The sequence below is a fragment of the Streptomyces sp. NPDC001492 genome, assembly GCF_053597275.1.
Genome location: NZ_JBSFHW010000044.1, coordinates 1 through 20840, shown reverse-complemented (window position 1 = coordinate 20840; position 20840 = coordinate 1). Strand labels below are relative to the sequence as shown.

18 protein-coding genes are annotated in these 20840 nt (G+C 72.2%); 15 read left to right on the top strand and 3 right to left on the bottom strand.

The genetic code is table 11. The features are described 5' to 3' along the window. Positions 1-98: 98 nt before the first annotated feature. Entirely contained in the window at positions 99-1616 is a 1518-nt protein-coding gene (locus ACWC1K_RS39380; protein WP_450837840.1) for a 3-hydroxyacyl-CoA dehydrogenase, read from the top strand. Further along, positions 1613-2203: a TetR family transcriptional regulator gene (locus ACWC1K_RS39375; RefSeq protein ID WP_450837838.1), complete on the top strand. Its 591-nt coding sequence runs from the start codon at positions 1613-1615 to the stop codon at positions 2201-2203. Before ACWC1K_RS39380 ends, ACWC1K_RS39375 begins: the two co-directional genes overlap by 4 nt. A gap of 15 nt (positions 2204-2218) precedes the next feature. Here ACWC1K_RS39375 and ACWC1K_RS39370 read toward each other — a convergent pair whose 3' ends face one another. Further along, positions 2219-2704 (bottom strand): Lrp/AsnC family transcriptional regulator, encoded by a 486-nt coding sequence (locus tag ACWC1K_RS39370; protein ID WP_099930135.1) that lies wholly within the window; start codon positions 2702-2704, stop codon positions 2219-2221. Between the two features lie 189 nt (positions 2705-2893). Between ACWC1K_RS39370 and pdhA (ACWC1K_RS39365) the strand changes: the two genes are divergently transcribed. From pdhA (ACWC1K_RS39365) to ACWC1K_RS39335, 7 genes are all read left to right on the top strand, one after another. Continuing rightward, positions 2894-4027 (top strand): pyruvate dehydrogenase (acetyl-transferring) E1 component subunit alpha, encoded by a 1134-nt coding sequence (pdhA, locus tag ACWC1K_RS39365; RefSeq protein WP_450837836.1) that lies wholly within the window; start codon positions 2894-2896, stop codon positions 4025-4027. After that, complete coding sequence (locus ACWC1K_RS39360; RefSeq protein ID WP_450837835.1) at positions 4027-5031, top strand: alpha-ketoacid dehydrogenase subunit beta; 1005 nt, start codon at positions 4027-4029, stop codon at positions 5029-5031. Before pdhA (ACWC1K_RS39365) ends, ACWC1K_RS39360 begins: the two co-directional genes overlap by 1 nt. After that, positions 5031-6335: a dihydrolipoamide acetyltransferase family protein gene (locus ACWC1K_RS39355; RefSeq protein ID WP_450837834.1), complete on the top strand. Its 1305-nt coding sequence runs from the start codon at positions 5031-5033 to the stop codon at positions 6333-6335. The genes ACWC1K_RS39360 and ACWC1K_RS39355 overlap by 1 nt, the downstream gene beginning before the upstream one ends. 94 nt (positions 6336-6429) lie before the next feature. Beyond that, on the top strand, positions 6430-7380 hold the full coding sequence (locus tag ACWC1K_RS39350) for a DUF6457 domain-containing protein (protein ID WP_450837833.1): 951 nt from the start codon (positions 6430-6432) through the stop codon (positions 7378-7380). Further along, positions 7377-8759, top strand: a complete 1383-nt coding sequence (locus tag ACWC1K_RS39345) for a molybdopterin molybdotransferase MoeA (protein WP_450837832.1) — start codon at positions 7377-7379, stop codon at positions 8757-8759. The genes ACWC1K_RS39350 and ACWC1K_RS39345 overlap by 4 nt, the downstream gene beginning before the upstream one ends. Further along, positions 8756-9853, top strand: coding sequence for a potassium channel family protein (locus tag ACWC1K_RS39340; RefSeq protein ID WP_450837830.1), 1098 nt, complete (start codon positions 8756-8758; stop codon positions 9851-9853). The genes ACWC1K_RS39345 and ACWC1K_RS39340 overlap by 4 nt, the downstream gene beginning before the upstream one ends. An 86-nt stretch (positions 9854-9939) precedes the next feature. Further along, positions 9940-10920 carry an NAD(P)H-quinone oxidoreductase gene (locus ACWC1K_RS39335; RefSeq protein WP_450837829.1) on the top strand — a complete coding sequence of 327 codons (981 nt, stop codon included), beginning with the start codon at positions 9940-9942 and terminating at the stop codon, positions 10918-10920. A 337-nt stretch (positions 10921-11257) separates the two neighbouring features. On the opposite strand, the gene ACWC1K_RS39330 is transcribed toward ACWC1K_RS39335, so the two are convergent. Next, positions 11258-11491, bottom strand: a complete 234-nt coding sequence (locus ACWC1K_RS39330) for a hypothetical protein (protein WP_450837828.1) — start codon at positions 11489-11491, stop codon at positions 11258-11260. A gap of 444 nt (positions 11492-11935) precedes the next feature. Here ACWC1K_RS39330 and ACWC1K_RS39325 point away from each other — a divergent pair, with 444 nt between their 5' ends. After that, positions 11936-12133, top strand: a complete 198-nt coding sequence (locus ACWC1K_RS39325) for a PadR family transcriptional regulator (RefSeq protein ID WP_450837827.1) — start codon at positions 11936-11938, stop codon at positions 12131-12133. Between the two features lie 480 nt (positions 12134-12613). Then, the gene (locus ACWC1K_RS39320) at positions 12614-13150 is read left to right on the top strand and encodes a bacterial proteasome activator family protein (RefSeq protein ID WP_450837826.1); all 537 of its coding nucleotides are present in this window, start codon (positions 12614-12616) and stop codon (positions 13148-13150) included. A 90-nt stretch (positions 13151-13240) separates the two neighbouring features. Here ACWC1K_RS39320 and ACWC1K_RS39315 read toward each other — a convergent pair whose 3' ends face one another. Beyond that, positions 13241-14881, bottom strand: a complete 1641-nt coding sequence (locus tag ACWC1K_RS39315) for a protein kinase domain-containing protein (protein WP_450837825.1) — start codon at positions 14879-14881, stop codon at positions 13241-13243. Positions 14882-15215: 334 nt separating this feature from the next. Here ACWC1K_RS39315 and ACWC1K_RS39310 point away from each other — a divergent pair, with 334 nt between their 5' ends. The 4 genes from ACWC1K_RS39310 to ACWC1K_RS39295 all read left to right on the top strand — a co-directional run bounded on the left by ACWC1K_RS39310 (position 15216) and on the right by ACWC1K_RS39295 (position 20734). Then, positions 15216-16817 carry a protein kinase domain-containing protein gene (locus ACWC1K_RS39310; RefSeq protein WP_450837823.1) on the top strand — a complete coding sequence of 534 codons (1602 nt, stop codon included), beginning with the start codon at positions 15216-15218 and terminating at the stop codon, positions 16815-16817. A 330-nt stretch (positions 16818-17147) separates the two neighbouring features. Further along, on the top strand, positions 17148-18326 hold the full coding sequence (gene pdhA, locus ACWC1K_RS39305; protein WP_450696182.1) for a pyruvate dehydrogenase (acetyl-transferring) E1 component subunit alpha: 1179 nt from the start codon (positions 17148-17150) through the stop codon (positions 18324-18326). A gap of 1 nt (position 18327) precedes the next feature. Next, on the top strand, positions 18328-19320 hold the full coding sequence (locus ACWC1K_RS39300; RefSeq protein ID WP_351473216.1) for an alpha-ketoacid dehydrogenase subunit beta: 993 nt from the start codon (positions 18328-18330) through the stop codon (positions 19318-19320). Positions 19321-19330: 10 nt separating this feature from the next. After that, complete coding sequence (locus tag ACWC1K_RS39295; protein ID WP_450837822.1) at positions 19331-20734, top strand: dihydrolipoamide acetyltransferase family protein; 1404 nt, start codon at positions 19331-19333, stop codon at positions 20732-20734. The last annotated feature ends 106 nt before the right edge of the window (positions 20735-20840 follow it).

The window sequence follows — 20840 nt, the reverse complement described above, 5'->3', positions numbered from 1 at the left end:
GCAGGAACAGCCGGTCAGAGTTAGAGTAACCGAACGATCGGTCGGGACAAGGGGGCCTGCCGCATCTGTGGAAAACCCCGTGCGGGAGGATCGCGCACATGACAGCACTCGACCTCAGCAGCCCCGTGGCCGTCGTCGGCACCGGCACCATGGGCCAGGGCATCGCCCAGGTCGCGCTGGTCGCAGGCCATCGCGTACGGCTGTACGACGCCGCCGCCGGGCGCGCCGCGGAGGCGGCCGCGGCGATCGGCGCCCGCCTCGACCGGCTCGTCGAGAAGGACCGGCTCACGGCCGCCGACCGGGACGCGGCACGCGAGCGGCTGCTGCCCGCCGAGAGCCTCTCCGAGCTCGCCGACTGCTCCCTGGTCGTCGAAGCCGTCCTGGAGCAGCTGGACGCCAAACAGGCCCTGCTGCGCGAGCTGGAGGACATCGTCGCCGAGGACTGCCTGCTCGCGACCAACACCTCCTCGCTGTCCGTCACCGCCATCGGCGGCGCCCTGCGCCACCCCGGGCGCTTCGTCGGCCTGCACTTCTTCAACCCGGCGCCGCTGCTCCCCCTGGTCGAGGTCGTCTCCGGGTTCGCCACCGACGTCTCGTCGGCCACGCGCGCGTACGAGATGGCGCGCGCCTGGGGCAAGACACCGGTCGCCTGCGCCGACACCCCCGGCTTCATCGTCAACCGCATCGCCCGGCCCTTCTACGCCGAGGCCTTCGCCGTGTACGAGGCCCAGGGCGCCGACCCCGCCACCATCGACGCGATCCTGCGCGAGTCGGGCGGCTTCAGGATGGGCGCCTTCGAACTGACCGACCTCATCGGACAGGACGTCAACGAGTCCGTCACCCACTCCGTGTGGCGGTCCTTCTTCCAGGACGTGCGCTTCACGCCCTCGCTCGCCCAGCGGCGCCTGGTCGAGTCGGGCCGGCTCGGCCGCAAGAGCGGTCAGGGCTGGTACGAGTACGGGGACGGCGCCGATCGCTCCGAGCCGCACACCGCGGAGCCTGCGCAGCAGCCCGCGTACGTCGTCGTCGAGGGCGACCTGGGCCCCGCCTCCGAGCTGCTCGCGCTGATCCGCGAGGCGGGCATCGCCGTGCGCGAGGAGGAAGAGGACCACGGCACCCGCCTGGTGCTGCCGAGCGGCGGCCAGCTGGCGCTCGCCGACGGCCAGACCTCCGTCGAGTTCCGCGACGTCGTCTACTTCGACCTCGCCCTCGACTACCGGCGGGCCACCCGGATCGCCCTGTCCGCGTCCCAGGACACCTCGCCGCAGACCCTCGCCGAGGCCACCGGCCTCTTCCAGGCGCTCGGCAAGGACGTCAGCGTGATCGGCGACGTCCCCGGCATGATCGTCGCCCGCACGGTCGCCCGGATCGTCGACCTCGCGCACGACGCCGTCGCCAAGGGCGTGGCCACCGAGGAGGACATCGACACCGCGATGCGCCTGGGCGTCAACTACCCGCTGGGGCCCTTCGAGTGGAGCCGCAGGCTCGGCCGCAACTGGGCGTACGCACTCCTCGACGACCTGCACCTGCGCGACCCCTCCGGGCGTTATGCGCCCTCCCTCGCGCTGTACCGGCACGCGTACGCCTCCGACAAGCGGGAGGGCAGCCAGTCATGACCACCGCCAAACGCGACACGTACACCCCGGAGACGCTGCTGTCCGTCGCCGTCCAGGTCTTCAACGAGCGCGGCTACGACGGCACCTCCATGGAGCACCTCTCCAGGGCGGCCGGCATCTCCAAGTCGTCGATCTACCACCATGTGGCCGGCAAGGAGGAGCTGCTGCGCCGGGCCGTCAGCCGGGCGCTCGACGGGCTCTTCGGGATCCTCGACGAGGAGCACGCGCGCGTGGGGCACGCCGCCGGCCGCCTCGAGTACGTCGTGCGCCGCATGGTCGAGGTGCTGATCGGCGAACTGCCGTATGTGACGCTGCTGCTGCGGGTGCGCGGCAACACGGGCACCGAACGGTGGGCCCTGGAGCGGCGCCGCGAGTTCGACCACCAGGTGGCCGAGCTGCTGAAGGCGGCGGCCGCCGACGGGGACGTACGCAGTGACGTGGAGGTGCGCCTCGCCACCAGGCTCGTCTTCGGGATGATCAACTCGATCGTCGAGTGGTACCGGCCCGACGGGCGGGGCATGAGCGAGCGCGAAGTGGCCGACGCGGTCGTGCAGTTGGTCTTCGGAGGGCTGCGCAAGGAGGCCTGAGCGGCATCGCGGGTCTCAGCCCTGCGGCTCCAGGTCCTCCTCCTCGAACACCAGCAGCGTGCGCGTGCTGAGCACTTCGGGCATGGCCTGGAGGCGGGTGAGCACCAGCTCGCGCAGTGCCTTGTTGTCCGGCGTGTGCACCAGCAGCAGTACGTCGAAGTCGCCGCCCACCAGGGCGATGTGGGAGGCCCCGGGCAGCCGTGTGAGCTGCTCGCGCACGGTGCGCCAGGAGTTCTGGACGATCTTCAGCGTGATGTACGCCGAGGTGCCCTGACCTGCGCGCTCGTGGTTGACGCGGGCCCCGAAGCCGCGGATGACGCCGTCCTCGATGAGGCGGTTGATCCGCGCGTAGGCGTTGGCGCGTGAGACGTGCACCCGTTCCGCGACCGACCGTATGGAGGCGCGGCCGTCCGCCTGGAGCATCTGGAGGATGTCCAGATCGATCGCATCGAGCGGACGCGGGAGCGGCAGGGGACTTCCGCCTTCCGGCCCTTCGGCCATTTGTTCAGGTGCCATGTCCCCCCGCCTCCCTACCATGGACGTACTGCGTTCATTTCAGGTTGTGGAGAACCGTTTGTCCACAGCCTGGAGGTGCCTGTAGCCAAAATGTGCCGACGACCGAACAATCGGTAGGTGAGGCGCATCACACCCGTGGCGCGCCTGAAGCCGCTCCCACGAGGAGGTGCCGTCATGACGGTCATGGAGCAGCGGGGCGGGTATCGGCCATCGCCGCCCCCCGCCTGGCAGCCCCGCACCGACCCCGCGCCGCTGCTGCCCGACGCGGAGCCCCACCGCGTCCTCGGCACCGAGGCCGCCGCGAAGGTCGACCCGGCGCTGCTGCGCCGCCTGTACGCCGAGCTCGTGCGCGGCCGCAGGTACAACGTGCAGGCGACCGCCCTCACCAAGCAGGGCCGCCTCGCCGTCTACCCCTCCAGCACCGGCCAGGAGGCCTGCCAGGTCGCCGCCGCGCTCGCCCTTGAAGACCGCGACTGGCTCTTCCCCAGCTACCGCGACACGCTCGCCGCCGTCGCCCGGGGCCTCGACCCCGTCCAGGCGCTCACCCTGCTGCGCGGCGACTGGCACACCGGCTACGACCCGCACGAACACCGCGTGGCCCCCCTGTGCACCCCCCTCGCCACCCAGCTGCCGCACGCCGTCGGCCTCGCGCACGCCGCCCGCCTCAAGGGTGACGACGTGGTCGCGCTCGCCCTGGTCGGCGACGGCGGCTCCAGCGAGGGCGACTTCCACGAGGCGCTGAACTTCGCCGCCGTCTGGCAGGCCCCGGTGGTCTTCCTGGTCCAGAACAACGGCTTCGCGATCTCCGTCCCGCTCGCCAAGCAGACCGCGGCCCCGTCGCTGGCCCACAAGGCCGTCGGCTACGGCATGCCCGGCCGCCTGGTCGACGGCAACGACGCGGCCGCCGTGCACGAGGTCCTCACCGACGCCGTGCGCCGCGCCCGCGAGGGCGGCGGCCCCACGCTGATCGAGGCGATCACCTACCGCATCGACGCCCACACCAACGCCGACGACGCGACCCGCTACCGCGGCGACACCGAGGTCGAGGCCTGGCGCGCCCACGACCCCATCGCGCTCCTGGAGCACGAACTGACCGAGCGCGGCCTGCTCGACGAGGACGGCATACGGGCCGCCCGCGACGCCGCCGAGACCATGGCCGCAGACCTGCGCGAGCGCATGAACCAGGACCCGGTGCTCGACTCGATGGACCTGTTCGCCCATGTGTACGCCGAGCCCACCGGGCAACTGCGCGAACAGCGGGCCCAGTTGCAGGCGGAGCTGCACGCGGAACAGGAAGGCGGCCACTGATGACCACCGTCGCCCTCAAGCCGGCCACCATGGCGCAGGCGCTCACGCGCGCGCTGCGCGACGCCATGGCCGCCGACCCCACCGTGCACGTCATGGGCGAGGACGTCGGCACCCTCGGCGGCGTCTTCCGCGTCACCGACGGCCTCACCAAGGAGTTCGGCGAGGACCGCTGCACGGACACGCCCCTGGCCGAGGCGGGCATCCTCGGCACCGCGGTCGGCATGGCCATGTACGGCCTGCGCCCGGTCGTGGAGATGCAGTTCGACGCGTTCGCCTACCCGGCGTTCGAGCAGCTGATCTCGCACGTCTCCCGCATGCGCAACCGCACCCGCGGCACCATGCCGCTCCCCCTGACCATCCGCGTCCCCTACGGCGGCGGCATCGGCGGCGTCGAGCACCACAGCGACTCCTCCGAGGCGTACTACATGGCGACTCCGGGGCTCCATGTCGTCACGCCCGCCACCGTCGCCGACGCCTACGGCCTGCTGCGCGCCGCGATCGCCTCCGACGACCCGGTCGTCTTCCTCGAACCCAAGCGCCTGTACTGGTCCAAGGACTCCTGGAACCCGGAGCACCCGACGGACGTTGAACCGATAGGCCGCGCGGTGGTGCGGCGCTCGGGCCGCAGCGCCACGCTCATCACGTACGGACCGTCGGTTCCCGTCTGCCTCGAAGCCGCCGAGGCCGCGCGGGCCGAGGGCTGGGACCTCGAAGTCGTCGACCTGCGCTCCCTGGTGCCGTTCGACGACGAGACGGTCTGCGCCTCGGTACGGCGGACCGGCCGCGCGGTCGTCGTGCACGAGTCGGGCGGGTTCGGCGGCCCGGGCGGGGAGATCGCGGCCCGCGTCACCGAGCGCTGCTTCCACCACCTGGAGGCGCCGGTGCTGCGCGTGGCCGGCTTCGACATCCCCTACCCGCCGCCGATGCTGGAGCGCCACCACCTGCCCGGCGTGGACCGCATCCTGGATGCCGTGGGGCGTCTGCAGTGGGAGGCCGAGAGCTGATGGCACAGGTGTTGGAGTTCAGGCTCCCCGACCTCGGGGAGGGGCTCACCGAGGCGGAGATCGTCCGCTGGCTGGTGGAGGTCGGCGACGTGGTCGCGGTCGACCAGCCGGTCGTCGAGGTCGAGACGGCCAAGGCGCTGGTCGACGTGCCCTGCCCCTACGGCGGTGTGGTCACCGCCCGCTTCGGCGAGGAGGGCACCGAACTGCCCGTGGGCGCCCCCCTGTTGACGGTCGCGGTCGGACCGGCGGCCTCAGCGGGCGAGAGCGAGGGCTCGGGCAACGTGCTGGTGGGTTACGGCACTTCGGAGGCGCCCGCGCGACGCCGGAGGGTACGGCCGGGACAGCCGGCGCCCGCCGCGCCCCGGGAGGCGAACGGAAGCTCCGGCGCACGCGAGCCGGCGGACGGACCCGTTCCCGTGATCTCGCCGCTGGTGCGCAGGCTCGCCCGGCAGAACGGCCTGGACCTCAAGGAGATGACGGGCTCCGGCCCCGACGGGCTGATCCTGCGCGCCGACGTGGAGTACGCGCTGCGTGCCGCCGAGGCGCAGGGACGGGCGGCGGAGACCGCTGCCGCGCCCCAGGCAGCCGCGCCGACCCCCGCCGCAGCACCCGGCACCGGCGTCCGCATCCCCCTCAAGGGCATCCGGGGCGCGGTGGCGGACAAGCTCTCCCGCAGCCGCCGGGAGATACCGGACGCGACCTGCTGGGTGGACGCCGACGCGACCGAACTCATGCGCGCCCGTGCCGCGATGAACGCCGCCGGCGGGCCGAAGATCTCCCTTCTCGCCCTGCTGGCCCGCATCTGCACGGCCGCCCTCGCCCGGTTCCCCGAGCTCAACTCCACGGTCGACATGGAGGCCAGGGAGGTCGTCCGGCTCGACCAGGTGCACCTCGGCTTCGCCGCGCAGACCGAGCGCGGCCTCGTCGTCCCGGTCGTACGGGACGCACACGCGCGTGACGCCGAAGCGCTCACCGCCGAGTTCGCCCGCCTCACCGAGGCGGCCCGCACGGGCAGCCTCACACCCGGGGAACTCACCGGTGGCACCTTCACGTTGAACAACTACGGTGTGTTCGGTGTCGACGGGTCCACGCCGATCATCAACCACCCCGAGGCGGCCATGCTCGGCGTCGGCCGTATCGTCCCCAAGCCGTGGGTGCACGAGGGCGAGCTCGCCGTACGGCAGGTCGTCCAGCTCTCGCTCACCTTCGACCACCGGGTGTGCGACGGCGGTACGGCGGGCGGATTCCTGCGGTACGTGGCGGACTGCGTGGAACAGCCGGCCGTCCTGCTGCGCACACTGTGACGACGAGGACGCCCGCACGTTCCGTGTGGCGCCCCTACGTTCCGTGTGATGCCCATGCGTTCCCTGTGATCGTGAGGGCACGCATACTCGGGGGATGACCTCGCACGAGCCTTCCGGCGACCGCGGCGCCGCCCCGGCACACGAGGCGTACGACGCCGTCGTGCTCGCCGGGGGCGCCGCCCGGCGGCTCGGCGGCGCCGACAAGCCCGGCGTGCACGTCGGCGGCCGGGCGCTGCTCGACCGGGTGCTGACCGCCTGCGCCGACGCCCGCGCGACCGTCGTGGTCGCCGCCTCCAGGCCCACCGCCCGGCCGGTGCTGTGGGCCCGTGAGGACCCGCCCGGCGGGGGACCCCTCGCCGCGCTCGGCGCCGGACTGCACCACACCACCTCCGACCAGACCGTGCTGCTCTCCGCCGACCTGCCGTTCCTCGGAGCGGCCACCGTGCGACGACTGCTGAGCGCACTGCACGCGAGCGACGCCGAAGGCGTCCTGCTCACCGACGCCGACGGCCGCGACCAGCCCCTCGTGGCCGCCTACCGCACGCACGCGCTGCGCCGCGAACTGGCCGCGCTCGCCACCGCACACGGCAGCCTCACCGGGCTGCCGCTGCGCCGGCTGACCGCCGCCCTCCACCTCACCCGCGTCCCGGACCCCGTCGCCTCCTTCGACTGCGACACCTGGGACGACATCGCCACCGCCAGGGCACGCATCAGGGAGCATGGGCACGTGTTGGATGAATGGATTTCCGCAGCCAAGGACGAGCTCGGCATCGACCTCGACGTCGACACCGGTCTCCTGCTCGACCTCGCCCGCGACGCCGCCCACGGGGTGGCCAGGCCCGCGGCACCGCTGACCACCTTCCTCGTCGGCTACGCGGCCGGCCGGGCCGGCGGCGGCCCCGAAGCCGTGGCCGAAGCCGCCCGCAAGGCCGAGGCCCTCGCCCTGCGCTGGGCCAAGGAGGCCGACGAGACGGACAAGACCGCGGGCGCCGAGACCGACGTCGCTCCCGATGCCGCGCCCGACACCCGCCCGGACGCCGGATGACCGCCCGCTCCGCCCGGCCCGGCGAGGACGTCGAGGACCTCGACGTCGAGGAGGTGCTCGCCCTGGTGAAGGAACCCGACCACCGCACCCACGACAGCCGCACCCCAGGCGACTCCGTACCCGCGCCCGCCCCGCAGGACGCGAACCCCTCCGCGTCGCGCAAGCCCGACGCCCACCACAGGGCCACCCCCTGGCCCGAGGCCCGGGGCATCGCGGCGCGCGCCGCCCGGTCCGGGGCCCGCCGCCCCCTCGTCTCGGTCCCCCTCGAAGCCGCCCTCGGCCTCACCCTGGCCGCCCCCCTCACCGCCCTCACCGACCTGCCCTCCTTCGACACCTCCGCGATGGACGGCTGGGCGGTCGCGGGACCCGGCCCCTGGGACGTACGGGACCAGGGCGTCCTGGCCGGACACGGCGAGCCCGAGGCCCTCACCGACGGCGAGGCCGTCCGTATCGCCACCGGCGCCCGCATCCCCCCGGACACCACCGCCGTGATCCGCAGCGAACACGGCCGCACCGACGACAAGGGCCGCCTGCACGCCACCAGGGACGTGCAGCACGGCCAGGACATCCGCCCCCGCGGCCAGGAGTGCCGCACCGGCGACCAGCTCCTCCCCGTCGGCGCCCTGGTGACACCCGCCGTACTCGGCCTCGCCGCGGCCGCCGGCTACGACACCCTCACCGCCGTCCCCCGCCCCCGCGTCGAGGTCCTCGTCCTGGGCGACGAACTGCTCACCGAGGGACGGCCGCACGACGGCCTGATCCGGGACGCCCTCGGACCGATGCTGCCGCCCTGGCTGCGCGCGCTGGGCGCCGAGGTGACCTCCGTACGACGGCTCGGCGACGACGCCAAAGCCCTGCGCAGGGCCGTCACCGGGTCCGAGGCCGACCTGATCGTCACCACCGGCGGCACGGCCTCCGGCCCCGTCGACCATGTCCACCCGACCCTGCAGCGCATCGGCGCCGAACTCCTCGTGGACGGCGTGAAGGTGCGGCCCGGGCACCCCATGCTGCTGGCCCGCACCAAGGAGAACCAGCACCTCGTCGGCCTGCCCGGCAACCCCCTCGCCGCGGTCTCCGGCCTGCTCACCCTCGCCGAACCCCTGCTGCGCACACTCGCCGCACGCGCCGCCCCGGAGCCGTACGGTCTGCCCCTCCAGGACGGGGTCCACGGGCATCCGTACGACACCCGGCTCATCCCCGTCGTGCTGCGCGGCGACAGCGCCGTGCCGCTGCACTACAACGGCCCGGCCATGCTGCGCGGCATCGCCGCGGCCGACGCCCTCGCCGTCGTCCCACCGGGCGGCGCCCGCCCCGGTCAGGAGCTGGAGCTCCTCGACCTGCCCTGGGCGTCCGCCGGAATCGGGGTGTGTTTCACGTGAAACTTCCGGGCCATGACGCGATCGCCCGCCAGGCGGACGAACATCTCGTGACCCATCGGGTGAGACTGCCGAGGAAAGTGGTCGAACGGCCGATCCGCCAGGTCGCCAAACGGCTGTTACTGGCCCTGGCGGTCCTGGTCGCGACCGCCCTGATCGTCTACGCCGACCACGACGGCTACCACGACAACTCCGACCGGGCGGTCGACCTGCTCGACGCCTTCTACTACGCCACCGTCACCCTCTCCACCACCGGATACGGCGACATCACCCCGGTCAGCGACGCCGCCCGGTTCACCAACATCTTCGTCGTCACGCCGCTGCGCGTGCTCTTCCTCATCATCCTGGTCGGCACCACGCTCGAAGTCCTCACCGAACGCACCAGGGAGGAATGGCGCCTGAACCGCTGGAGGTCCACCTTGCGCGACCACACCGTCGTCGTCGGCTTCGGGACGAAGGGGCGCTCGGCGATCCAGACCGTGTGTGCGACGGGACTGAAGAAGGAGCAGGTCGTGGTGGTCGACCCCAGCTCCAAGGTGGTCGAGGCGGCGACGGCCGAGGGCTACGCCGGTGTGGTCGGGGACGCCACGCGCAGCGAGGTCCTGAAGCGGGCCGAGGTGCACCGTGCGCGGCAGATCATCATCGCCACCCAGCGCGACGACACGGCCGTCCTCGTCACGCTGACGGCCCGGCAGCTCAACCGCGGGGCGAAGATCGTGGCCGCGGTGCGCGAGGAGGAGAACGCGCCGCTGCTCCAGCAGTCCGGAGCGGACGCGGTCATCACCAGCGCCAGCGCCGCCGGCCGCCTGCTCGGCCTGTCCGTGCTCAGCCCGGCGGCCGCCATGGTCATGGAGGACCTCATCCAGCAGGGCAGCGGGCTCGACATGGTCGAGCGGCCGGTCGTGAAGGCCGAGGTGGGCAAGACGCCGCGGGAGACCGAGGACCTGGTCGTGAGCGTCGTCCGCGGGCACCGGGTGCTCGGATACGACGATCCGGCCGTCGGGACACTGCAGTTGACGGACCGGCTGATCACCATCGTGCGGGCGTCACCCGGCGCTCAGGTCGCACCCGACGCCCGGCCCCTGCGCCAGGAGTGAGCATCCGCGGTGGCGGCGCCGCACCGGGGCCGGCCCGAGGACGGGCACGCCCGCGCCCGCCGACGCCAGGGAGTAGCGTCCCCTTCATGCATGCGATCACGATTCCCGAACCTGGTGGGCCCGAGGCGCTGGTGTGGGACGAGGTCCCGGATCCGGTGCCCGGCGAGGGCGAGGTCCTGGTCGAGGTGGTGGCCAGTGCCGTCAACCGCGCCGACATCCTGCAGCGGCAGGGCTTCTACGACCCGCCGCCCGGCGCGTCCCGCCACCCCGGCCTGGAGTGCTCCGGCCGCATCGCCGCGCTCGGTACCGGAGTCACCGGCTGGGCGGTCGGCGACGAGGTGTGCGCGCTGCTCGCGGGCGGCGGCTACGCCGAGAAGGTCACGATCCCCGCCGGACAGCTCCTGCCCGTCCCCAAGGGCGTCGACCTCAAGCAGGCGGCCGCGCTGCCCGAGGTGGTCTGCACGGTCTGGTCCAACGTCTTCATGATCGCCCATCTGCGCCCCGGCGAGACGCTGCTCGTGCACGGCGGCTCCAGCGGCATCGGCACCATGGCGATCCAGCTCGCCAAGGCCGTCGGCGCCAAGGTCGCCGTCACGGCGGGCACCGAGGAGAAGCTGCGGCAGTGCGCCGATCTGGGCGCCGACATCCTGATCAACTACCGGGAGCAGGACTTCGTCGCCGAGGTCAAGAAGGCCACCGACGGCGCGGGCGCCGACGTCATCCTCGACAACATGGGCGCCAAGTACCTGGACCGCAACATCCAGACCCTCGCCGTCAACGGCCGTCTCGCGATCATCGGCATGCAGGGCGGCATCAAGGGCGAGCTGAACATCGCCACGCTCCTGAACAAGCGGGCCGCCGTCAGCGCGACCTCGCTGCGGGCCCGCCCGCTCACCGAGAAGGCGGCGATCGTCGCGGCCGTACGCGAGCATGTGTGGCCCCTGCTCGACGCCGGCCACGTCCGCCCCGTCGTCGACCGCGAGATCCCGATGGACGACGCGGCGACGGCCCACCGGGTCGTCGAGGAGAGCGGTCACGTGGGCAAGGTGCTGCTGGTCGTGCCCTGAATTCCCGCCTCCCCAGGGCCCCCGTCGTTCGCACCGGTTCGGCCTCGCGGCCCCGACAGGCACTCCCCCGGAGGAGGCGCCCCGCAAGCCGCAGTTCCCGGCAGCCGACCTGATTCGGACGGCAGGCGGCCCTAGGCCCTGTCGTTTGGATCAGCTCGGCGTCGCGGGCCCTGGCACGCACTCCCCACTGCCTTAAGGGCGTGGGGGGACCCCCAGCGGCGTTGTCGTCACTCTCCCCCACTCTCGGCTTCGCTCGAGCGGGGGGACCCCCATGACCCCGCACGGGGCGGCTGCAAGGCGCAGTTCCCTACGGCCGACCTGATCCAAACGACAGGCCCTAGGCCCGCCGCATCCGCAGCCCGATGAAGGCGAGTCCCAGGCCGAGACCGATCAGGACCAGTCCGCTGCCCAGCGGCAGGATCCGCAGGATGGGCTCGGCGGGCTGCCCGGCGGCTCGAGCGGCCGGACGCTGCGCCGGCCCGGAGGGCACCAGGCCCGCCTCCGCGGGCGGCGAGGCCGAGGCGGCCTGTCCCGCGTCCGCCTCCTCCTGGGACGAGTCCTCGTCCCCCACGTCCGAGGGGGCGGCCGCGGACTCGTCCGCCGCCTCCCGTCGCCCCGGCCGCTCCCGGCCCTCACCCGCCCGGCTCCCGGCACGGGACGGCTGCGGGGATGCGGTGGAGGAGGCGGAGGCGGACGCAGACGCGGAGGCGGTCCGGGAAGCAGCAGCAGGGGCTCCCTCGGCAGCCGAGCGACCACCGTCGTACGACCCGTGTACCGGTACGGCCCCGGGCGTCGAAAAGCTCCCGTGCGTCGGCACACCCGCGTAAGACGCAACAGCCCCGTACGACGAACCACCCCCGCACGGAAACACCAGTACGCCCGTCCCCACCCCCACCACCAGTCCGGCCCCCTTCAAAGCACGCAACCATGGATTCACGCCCCAAGCGTCACATTCGCCAGTACTTCCGGCATTCCGGGTTCCGCCAAAAAACCGAACCCGCTGCACAATCCGGGTATGTCGATTCGTCACGGGCTGCCGGCGCTCCTCGAAGACGGCCCGCGCCACGGCGACCGGCTGCGCACCGAGTCCGAGGCGCGCACGGCCGGCACCCGGCGGCTGAAGACCGGGCAGGTCCACGCGGCCCTCGGCCGGCTGGAACGGGACGGGATGGTCGTCCAGGACGGCGAGGACGAGGCCGGGCGGGCGCTGTAGGCGCTGACCGAGCCGGGCCGGGCTGAGCTGCGGGCCTGGTTCGCGCGCTCCGTGCGGCGGGCCGCCCCGCCGCGCGACGAGCCGGCGATCAAGCTGGTGCCGGCGGTCGGCGCGCCCGGCGTCAAGGTGCGGAAGGTCGTCGAGGCGCAGGGCCGGCACGTGGCGGACGCGCCGCACGAGTACGTACGGGGCAGCGCGCACAGGCGCCGGGCCGGACGCCCTGGCACCCGGACGAACCGGCGCGGCTGCTCGTGCTGGAGCAGCTCATCTGCCGAACGGAGGCCGACCGAGATCCGCCGGCTCGACCTCCCCCAGTTCTCGACTTCGCTCGAACCGGGGGGACCCCCACCGAGGCGAGGCTGCTGTGCCTCAGACGGAAACCCACGCACCGTGAGGGAAACTCCCGCACCGCAAACGGTGGATCACCCTCCACAGGGGGCACCACGGTGATGAGATGCACACGTGCGAGAGAATGGCGGCATGGAGATGCCGAGGAACGACAGGTCGCCGGAGAACCCCCAGATCCTGGTCGTGGGCCAGGACGGCATGGCGATTGGCGGCGGGAACGAGGACTCCCGCGAGATTCCGGTGACGGAGCAGGTCGAGCAGCCGGCCAAGGTGATGCGGATCGGCAGCATGATCAAGCAGCTCCTGGAGGAGGTGCGCGCCGCTCCCCTGGACGAGGCGAGCCGGGCCCGGCTCAAGGAGATCCACCGCAGCTCGGTGAAGGAGCTGGAGGACGGGCTGGCGCCGGAGCTGGTCGAGGAGCTGGAGCGGCTCTCGCTGCCCTTCACGGACGACGGCACGCCCAGCGACGCCGAACTGCGCATCGCGCAGGCCCAGTTGGTGGGCTGGCTGGAGGGCCTCTTCCACGGCATCCAGACCACGCTGTTCGCCCAGCAGATGGCCGCGCGGGCCCAGCTGGAGCAGATGCGGCGCGCGCTGCCGCCGGGCGTCGGCCACGACCTGGGCGAGGACGGCCCCACGGCCGGCCGCTCGGGCGGGCCGTACCTGTAGGCACAGGGCGACTTACCGGGATGTGAGCGAAAGGGCCCGGCGGCCGAAGCCGCCGGGCCCTTCGTCATGTCTGCGAACGGCTGCCCCGGGTCAGGACGGGTTGCCCGTCGAGACGTCGAGCGTGATCTCGACCTTGTCCGGGTCGACGTCCGAGCCCGCCTCGGGGGACTGGTCGATCACCGCGCCCTCGCCGTACGTGTTCTCGTTGTAGTCGTTGACCACCAGCGACCAGCCCGCGGCATTCGCGCACTCCCTGACCGAGTCGATGTACTTGAACCGGAAGTCGGGCACCCGGATCTTGTTCTCGTCGGTGTACGACTCCTGCGGCTCCGTGCACTCCGTCGAGTCGATCACCTTGGTGGTGTCCGGCCCGCGCCAGTCCGCCGCGTGCGTCGTCGTGGGGTCCGGGCTGCTGCCGCCGCTTCCGCTGCCGCCGCCGCTGCCGCCGCCACCGCCGTTGAGCGCCAGGGCCGCGATCAGGCCGCCGACGGCGATGATCGAGACGACGATCGTGCCGATGACCACCGACTTGTTGGTCCTGCCGCCGCCCGCGGGCCCGGCGGGCCGCTGCTGGGGCGCGAGGTTGTACGGCGGCGGTGTCTGCGGCTGCGCATACGGCGACGGCGTCCGGTAGCCGCCCTGCTGCGGGTAGCCGTACGCCGGGGAGGGAGGCGGCGTCGGCGCGCTGTACGGGTTCGGAGCCGGGGTCTGGGGCTGGGGCGGCTGGTACGGCGTCTGTACGGGGCCCGGTGGTGCCTGGGGCGCCTGGGCGACCGGCGGGAACACCGCGGCGCCGACCCCGGTGCCGCTCTGGGTGCGCGCGCCCGGCACGATGCTCGGCGGGGCGGCCTGCACCGACGCGGCCACGCGCAGGCATTCGTCGCGCATCGACTCGGAGCTCGGGAAACGCTCGTTCGGGTTCTTCTTCAGCGCGCGGGCCACCAGCGCGTCCACCGCGGGGGGCAGCGCCCGGTTGATCGACGAAGGAGCCACCGGCTCCTCCTGCACATGCGCGTACGCGATCGCCAGCGGCGAGTCCGCCTCGAACGGCAGCCGCCCGGTGACCAGTTGGAACAGCATGATGCCGACCGAGTAGAGATCGGACCGGGCGTCCACGCCCCGCCCCAGCGCCTGCTCCGGCGACAGGTACTGCGGGGTGCCGACGACCATGCCGGTCTGTGTCATGGACGTCACACCGGACTGCATGGCGCGCGCGATGCCGAAGTCCATCACCTTGACGACGCCGCGCTTGGTGACCATGACGTTGCCGGGCTTGATGTCCCGGTGGACCAGGCCCATCTCGTGGCTGATCTCCAGCGCCGCGAGAACGTCCGCGGTGATCTTCAGCGCCTTGTCGGCGGGCATCGCGCCGAACTGCCGTGCGTCCTCGTCGAGCACCGAGCCCAGCGGGCGGCCCTCGACGTACTCCATCACGATGTACGGCGTGGTCATGCCATCCAGGCTGTCCTCGCCGGTGTCGAAGACCGAGACGATATTGGTGTGCGTGAGCTTCGCCACGGCCTGGGCCTCGCGGCGGAAGCGCTCGCGGAAGGCCTGCTCGCGGCCGAGCTCGGTGTGCAGCGTCTTGATCGCGACCTGGCGGTCGAGCACGGAGTCGTAGGCCAGGTGCACGGAGGCCATGCCGCCCTCGCCGAGCAGGTCGCGCAGTTGATAGCGGCCGCCGGCGAGCGCCCGCCCCGCATACCGGCCCTGTGCGCCGTCCTGGCTCATGTTCCGCTTCCCCCGTGGGCCTTGAGGCGCCGTTGACTGCCGATGGTCGAAAGTGCTATTCCCGGCCAAGTCTGCCCCAGGGCACTGACACGTCAAGCGCGGTGCCCGATCCGTGACCGTACGCGATAGAAGCGTCGCGGGAGCGTTACAGAGGCTGTACGGGCGGTACACAGAACTTGCACGCACTGACGGGGCGACGGTTTGATGGCCGGTCCGTCCTGTGCCGGTTCCGGCCCCCTTCTCGGAACGGCGGCTTGCGTTGAGGCTGTAGCGTGGCCGACGGAGACCGTAACAACACCGCGCGCACCGCGGGCAGAAACGACGGCGAGGACTGATGGCACAGCAGCAGCGCGCCCAGGGCCCGTCCGACCCCGAGGCGACTGGCGGCGGTATGTCAGATGCGCCGGAAATGTGGGGGAACGGCGGATTGGTCGGGGACGGCCGGTACCGGCTGACCCGCAGACTCGGCCGGGGCGGCATGGCGGAGGTTTTCGCCGCGGAGGACGTGCGCCTCGGGCGCACCGTCGCGGTCAAGCTGCTCCGTGCCGACCTCGCCGAGGACCCGGTCTCCAAGGCCCGCTTCACGCGCGAGGCCCAGTCGGTGGCCGGCCTCAACCACCACGCGATCGTCGCCGTGTACGACTCCGGCGAGGACACGGTGCCGGGCGGCTACGGCACGGGGGGCGCCCAGAGCGTCCCGTACATCGTGATGGAGATCGTCGAGGGCCGCACCATCCGCGACCTGCTGATCAACGCCGAGGCTCCCGGTCCTGAGCAGGCCCTGATCATCGTCTCCGGGGTGCTGGAGGCGCTCGCCTACTCGCACCAGCACGGCATCGTGCACCGTGACATCAAGCCGGCGAACGTGATCATCACGCACACCGGCGCGGTGAAGGTGATGGACTTCGGCATCGCCCGTGCCCTGCACGGCGCGCAGTCGACGATGACCCAGACCGGCATGGTCATGGGCACCCCGCAGTACCTCTCCCCCGAGCAGGCGCTCGGCAAGGCCGTCGACCACCGCTCCGACCTGTACGCGACGGGCTGCCTCCTCTACGAACTCCTCGCGCTGCGGCCCCCGTTCACCGGTGAGACCCCGCTGTCGGTGGTCTACCAGCACGTCCAGGACATCCCGACGCCGCCGTCCGAGGTCTCCGACTCGGTGCCGCCGGAGCTCGACGGCCTCGTCATGCGCGCGCTGGCCAAGGAGCCGGACGACCGCTTCCAGACCGCCGAGGAGATGCGCGGCCTCGTCCAGTACGGGCTGCAGATGCTGTACGACCAGGGCGGCCACACCGGCACCTGGAACACCGGCCCGGTCACCGTGCACGAGGGCCGGCACACCCCGGCCGCGGGCTTCGCGAGCACGACGGTGCTGCCGCACCCCGGCGACTCCTCCGGTACGACGCAGATCCCGCAGCCGATCCTGCCCACGGGCTACGGCGGCGGGGACGACGGCGGCTTCGAGGGGCACGGCAACAGGGGCAGCGGCCGCGGCAAGCTGTGGATCCTCGCCGTCCTCGCGGTGATCGCCATCGCGGCGGGCGTCGCGCTGGCGCTGCACAAGGCCGGCAACGGCAGTGGCGGCGACGGCACCACCCAGTCGCCGACCACCTCGCAGACCACCAAGGACAACACGGCCACCGACGAGCCGACCGACGAGCCGACCGACCAGCCGACGGACTCCTCCACGGACGACGGCTCCGGCACGAACTCCGGGACCGGGAACTACACGCCGTCGTACACGCCGTCGTACACCCCCTCCCACACCCCCAGCAGCCGGCCGAGCGAGCCTTCGGACCCGGCCACCACCGAGGAGCCGACGGACGACCCGGCGCCGTCCACGCCGTCCTCCGGCGACACGACGGACCCGGGGACGGTCGCCGGCGGTGACAACGGCGGCACGGCGGGCGACACCTCGGGCGTCACCGGCTGATCCGCCGCCCGCCTCGCCCGAGGTGAACTCTTCCCGTGACGTGGGTCACCGGGATAACGTGCCGTTGTTCCGGCCCCCTGCAAGGCTGTGACCAGGAGATGTTCCCGGCTTTCGCGATTTACTTGGAAATCCAAGCAAAATCGCAGGTCAGGAGGGGTTTCACAGAAATGTGGAGCACTGGGTAACGTGCCTTTTGCAGGGCGCTCGCCGGGGCACCTGTCACGCCTGTCCCCGACCGGGCCGCACCCACCCTGTGCGTCCGTAGGGCTTCAGGCGAGCCGCACTGGCATCCCGGCGAACCCGGGATGCCGGACCGACGGAGGAGCACACGTGACCGTGGAGAGCACTGCCGCGCGCAAGCCGCGACGCAGCGCCGGTACCAAGAGCACGGCCGGCAAGACGACCACCGCAAGGAAATCGCCGAGCACCGACCCCGAGCTCGTACAGCTGCTGACGCCCGAGGGCGAGCGCGTCAAGAACGCCGAGTACGACGAGTACGTCGCCGGCATCACCCCCGATGAGCTGCGCGGCCTGTACCGCGACATGGTGCTCACCCGCCGCTTCGACGCCGAGGCCACCTCCCTGCAGCGCCAGGGCGAGCTGGGCCTGTGGGCCTCGCTGCTCGGCCAGGAGGCCGCCCAGATCGGCTCGGGGCGGGCCACCCGCGAGGACGACTACGTCTTCCCGACCTACCGCGAGCACGGCGTCGCCTGGTGCCGCGGGGTCGACCCCACCAACCTGCTCGGCATGTTCCGCGGTGTGAACAACGGCGGCTGGGACCCCAACAGCAACAACTTCCAGCTCTACACGATCGTCATCGGCTCCCAGACGCTGCACGCCACGGGCTATGCGATGGGCGTCGCCAAGGACGGCGCGGACAGCGCGGTGATCGCCTACTTCGGCGACGGCGCCTCCAGCCAGGGCGACGTGGCCGAGTCCTTCACCTTCTCCGCGGTCTACAACGCCCCGGTCGTGTTCTTCTGCCAGAACAACCAGTGGGCGATCTCCGAGCCGACCGAGAAGCAGACCCGCGTCCCGCTCTACCAGCGCGCGCAGGGCTTCGGCTTCCCGGGCGTCCGGGTCGACGGCAACGACGTGCTGGCCTGCCTCGCGGTGACGAAGTGGGCCCTGGAGCGGGCCCGCCGCGGTGAGGGCCCCACCCTCGTCGAGGCGTACACGTACCGCATGGGCGCCCACACCACCTCCGACGACCCGACCAAGTACCGGGCCGACGAGGAGCGCGAGGCCTGGGAGGCGAAGGACCCGATCCTGCGCCTGCGCCGGTACCTGGAGGCCTCAAACCACGCGGACGAGGGATTCTTCGCGGAACTCGAGGCCGAGAGCGAGGCGTTGGGCAAACGAGTGCGTGAGGCGGTCCGCGCCATGCCGGACCCGGACCACTTCGCGATCTTCGAGAACGTGTACGCGGACGGGCACGCGCTCGTCGACGAGGAGCGGGCCCAGTTCGCCGCCTACCAGGCGTCGTTCGCGGATGAGGGGGGCAACTGAGATGGCTGAGACTGTGACGTCCAAGAGCATGGCTCTCGCCAAGGCGATCAACGAGTCGCTGCGCCGCGCCCTGGAGTCCGACCCCAAGGTCCTGATCATGGGTGAGGACGTCGGCAAGCTGGGCGGAGTCTTCCGTGTGACGGACGGCCTGCAGAAGGACTTCGGCGAGAGCCGGGTCATCGACACCCCGCTCGCCGAGTCCGGAATCGTCGGTACGGCCATCGGTCTGGCCCTGCGCGGCTACCGCCCGGTCGTGGAGATCCAGTTCGACGGCTTCGTCTTCCCCGCCTACGACCAGATCGTCACGCAGCTCGCGAAGATGCATGCGCGCTCGCTCGGCAAGGTCAAGCTCCCGGTCGTCGTCCGCATCCCCTACGGCGGCGGCATCGGCGCGGTGGAACACCACTCCGAGTCCCCCGAGGCGCTCTTCGCGCATGTGGCGGGCCTGAAGGTGGTCAGCCCCGCGAACGCGTCGGACGCCTACTGGATGATGCAGCAGGCCATCCAGAGCGACGACCCGGTGATCTTCTTCGAGCCCAAGCGGCGCTACTGGGACAAGGCGGAGGTCAACACCGAAGCCATTCCCGGTCCGCTGCACAAGGCCCAGGTCGTCCGCGAGGGCACCGACCTGACTCTCGTCGCCTACGGCCCGATGGTGAAGCTCTGCCTGGAGGCCGCCGCCGCGGCCGCCGAGGAGGGCAAGTCCCTCGAGGTCCTGGACCTGCGCTCGATGTCCCCGCTGGACTTCGACTCGATCCAGACGTCCGTGGAGAAGACGCGCCGCCTGGTCGTCGTCCACGAGGCGCCGGTGTTCCTCGGCACGGGCGCGGAGATCGCCGCCCGCATCACGGAGCGCTGCTTCTACCACCTGGAGGCACCGGTCCTCAGGGTCGGCGGCTACCACGCCCCGTACCCGCCGGCCCGCCTGGAGGAGGAGTACCTGCCGGGCCTGGACCGGGTGCTCGACGCCGTCGACCGCGCCCTGGCGTACTGAGGAGAGGGTCGTGACGACGATGACGGAAGCGTCCGTACGCGAGTTCAAGATGCCGGACGTCGGCGAGGGCCTCACCGAGGCCGAGATCCTCAAGTGGTACGTCCAGCCCGGCGACCAGGTCACCGACGGCCAGGTGGTGTGCGAGGTCGAGACCGCCAAGGCCGCGGTGGAGCTGCCCATCCCGTACGACGGGGTGGTCCGCGACCTGCACTTCCCCGAGGGCTCCACGGTGGACGTGGGCACGCCGATCATCGCGGTCGACGTGTCGGGCGGGGCCGCGGCGCCCGCCCCGGCGCAGGCCGCCGCTCCTGCTGCCCCCGTCGAGGAGAAGAAGCCGGAGGGCTCGGGCCGCCAGCCGGTGCTGGTGGGGTACGGCGTCGCCGCGTCCTCCACCAAGCGCCGCCCGCGCAAGGGCCCCGAGGTGCTGGTCCCGGAGGCCTCGTCGGCGGTCCAGAAGGAGCTCAACGGCCACGGGCCGGTCACCGCGGCCGCCCCGGCGGGTACGGCCGAGAAGCCGCGCCCCCTCGCCAAGCCGCCGGTGCGCAAGCTGGCCAAGGACCTGGGTGTCGACCTGGCGACCGTGGTTCCGTCCGGCCCGGACGGCATCATCACGCGCGAGGACGTCCATGCGGCGGTGGCACCGCCGGCCGCGGAGCCCGTGACGGCTCCCGCTGTTTCCGCGCCCCCGGCGCCGGTTCCGGCGTACGACACGGCCCGTGAGACCCGTGTCCCGGTCAAGGGCGTGCGCAAGGCGACGGCGGCGGCCATGGTGGGCTCGGCGTTCACGGCGCCGCACGTCACCGAGTTCGTGACGATCGACGTGACCCGCACCATGAAGCTGGTCGAGGAGCTCAAGCAGGACAAGGACCTGCAGGGGCTGCGCGTCAACCCGCTCCTCCTGATCGCCAAGGCCCTCCTGGTCGCCATCAAGCGCAACCCGGGGATCAACGCGTCCTGGGACGAGGCGAACCAGGAGATCGTGCTCAAGCACTACGTCAACCTGGGCATCGCCGCGGCCACCCCGCGCGGTCTGATCGTCCCGAACATCAAGGACGCCCACGACAAGACGCTCCCGCAGCTGGCCGAGGCCCTCGGGGAGCTGGTGTCGACGGCGAGGGAGGGCAGGACGTCCCCGGCGGCCATGCAGGGCGGCACGGTGACGATCACCAACGTCGGCGTCTTCGGCGTCGACACCGGCACGCCCATCCTCAACCCCGGCGAATCCGCGATCCTCGCGATCGGCGCGATCAAGCTCCAGCCCTGGGTCCACAAGGGCAAGGTGAAGCCACGCCAGGTCACCACGCTGGCGCTGAGCTTCGACCACCGCCTGGTCGACGGCGAGCTGGGCTCGAAGGTGCTCGCGGACGTGGCGGCGATCCTGGAGCAGCCGAAGAAGCTCATCACCTGGGCCTAGCAGGCACCGCCGTAAGGAGCCGCGCACCCGTCCCGGGGGCGCGGCTCCATCGGTCACACCGGTCGACGGCACAGCAGGGGGGGGGAGCCGGCCCACCAGCCCACCG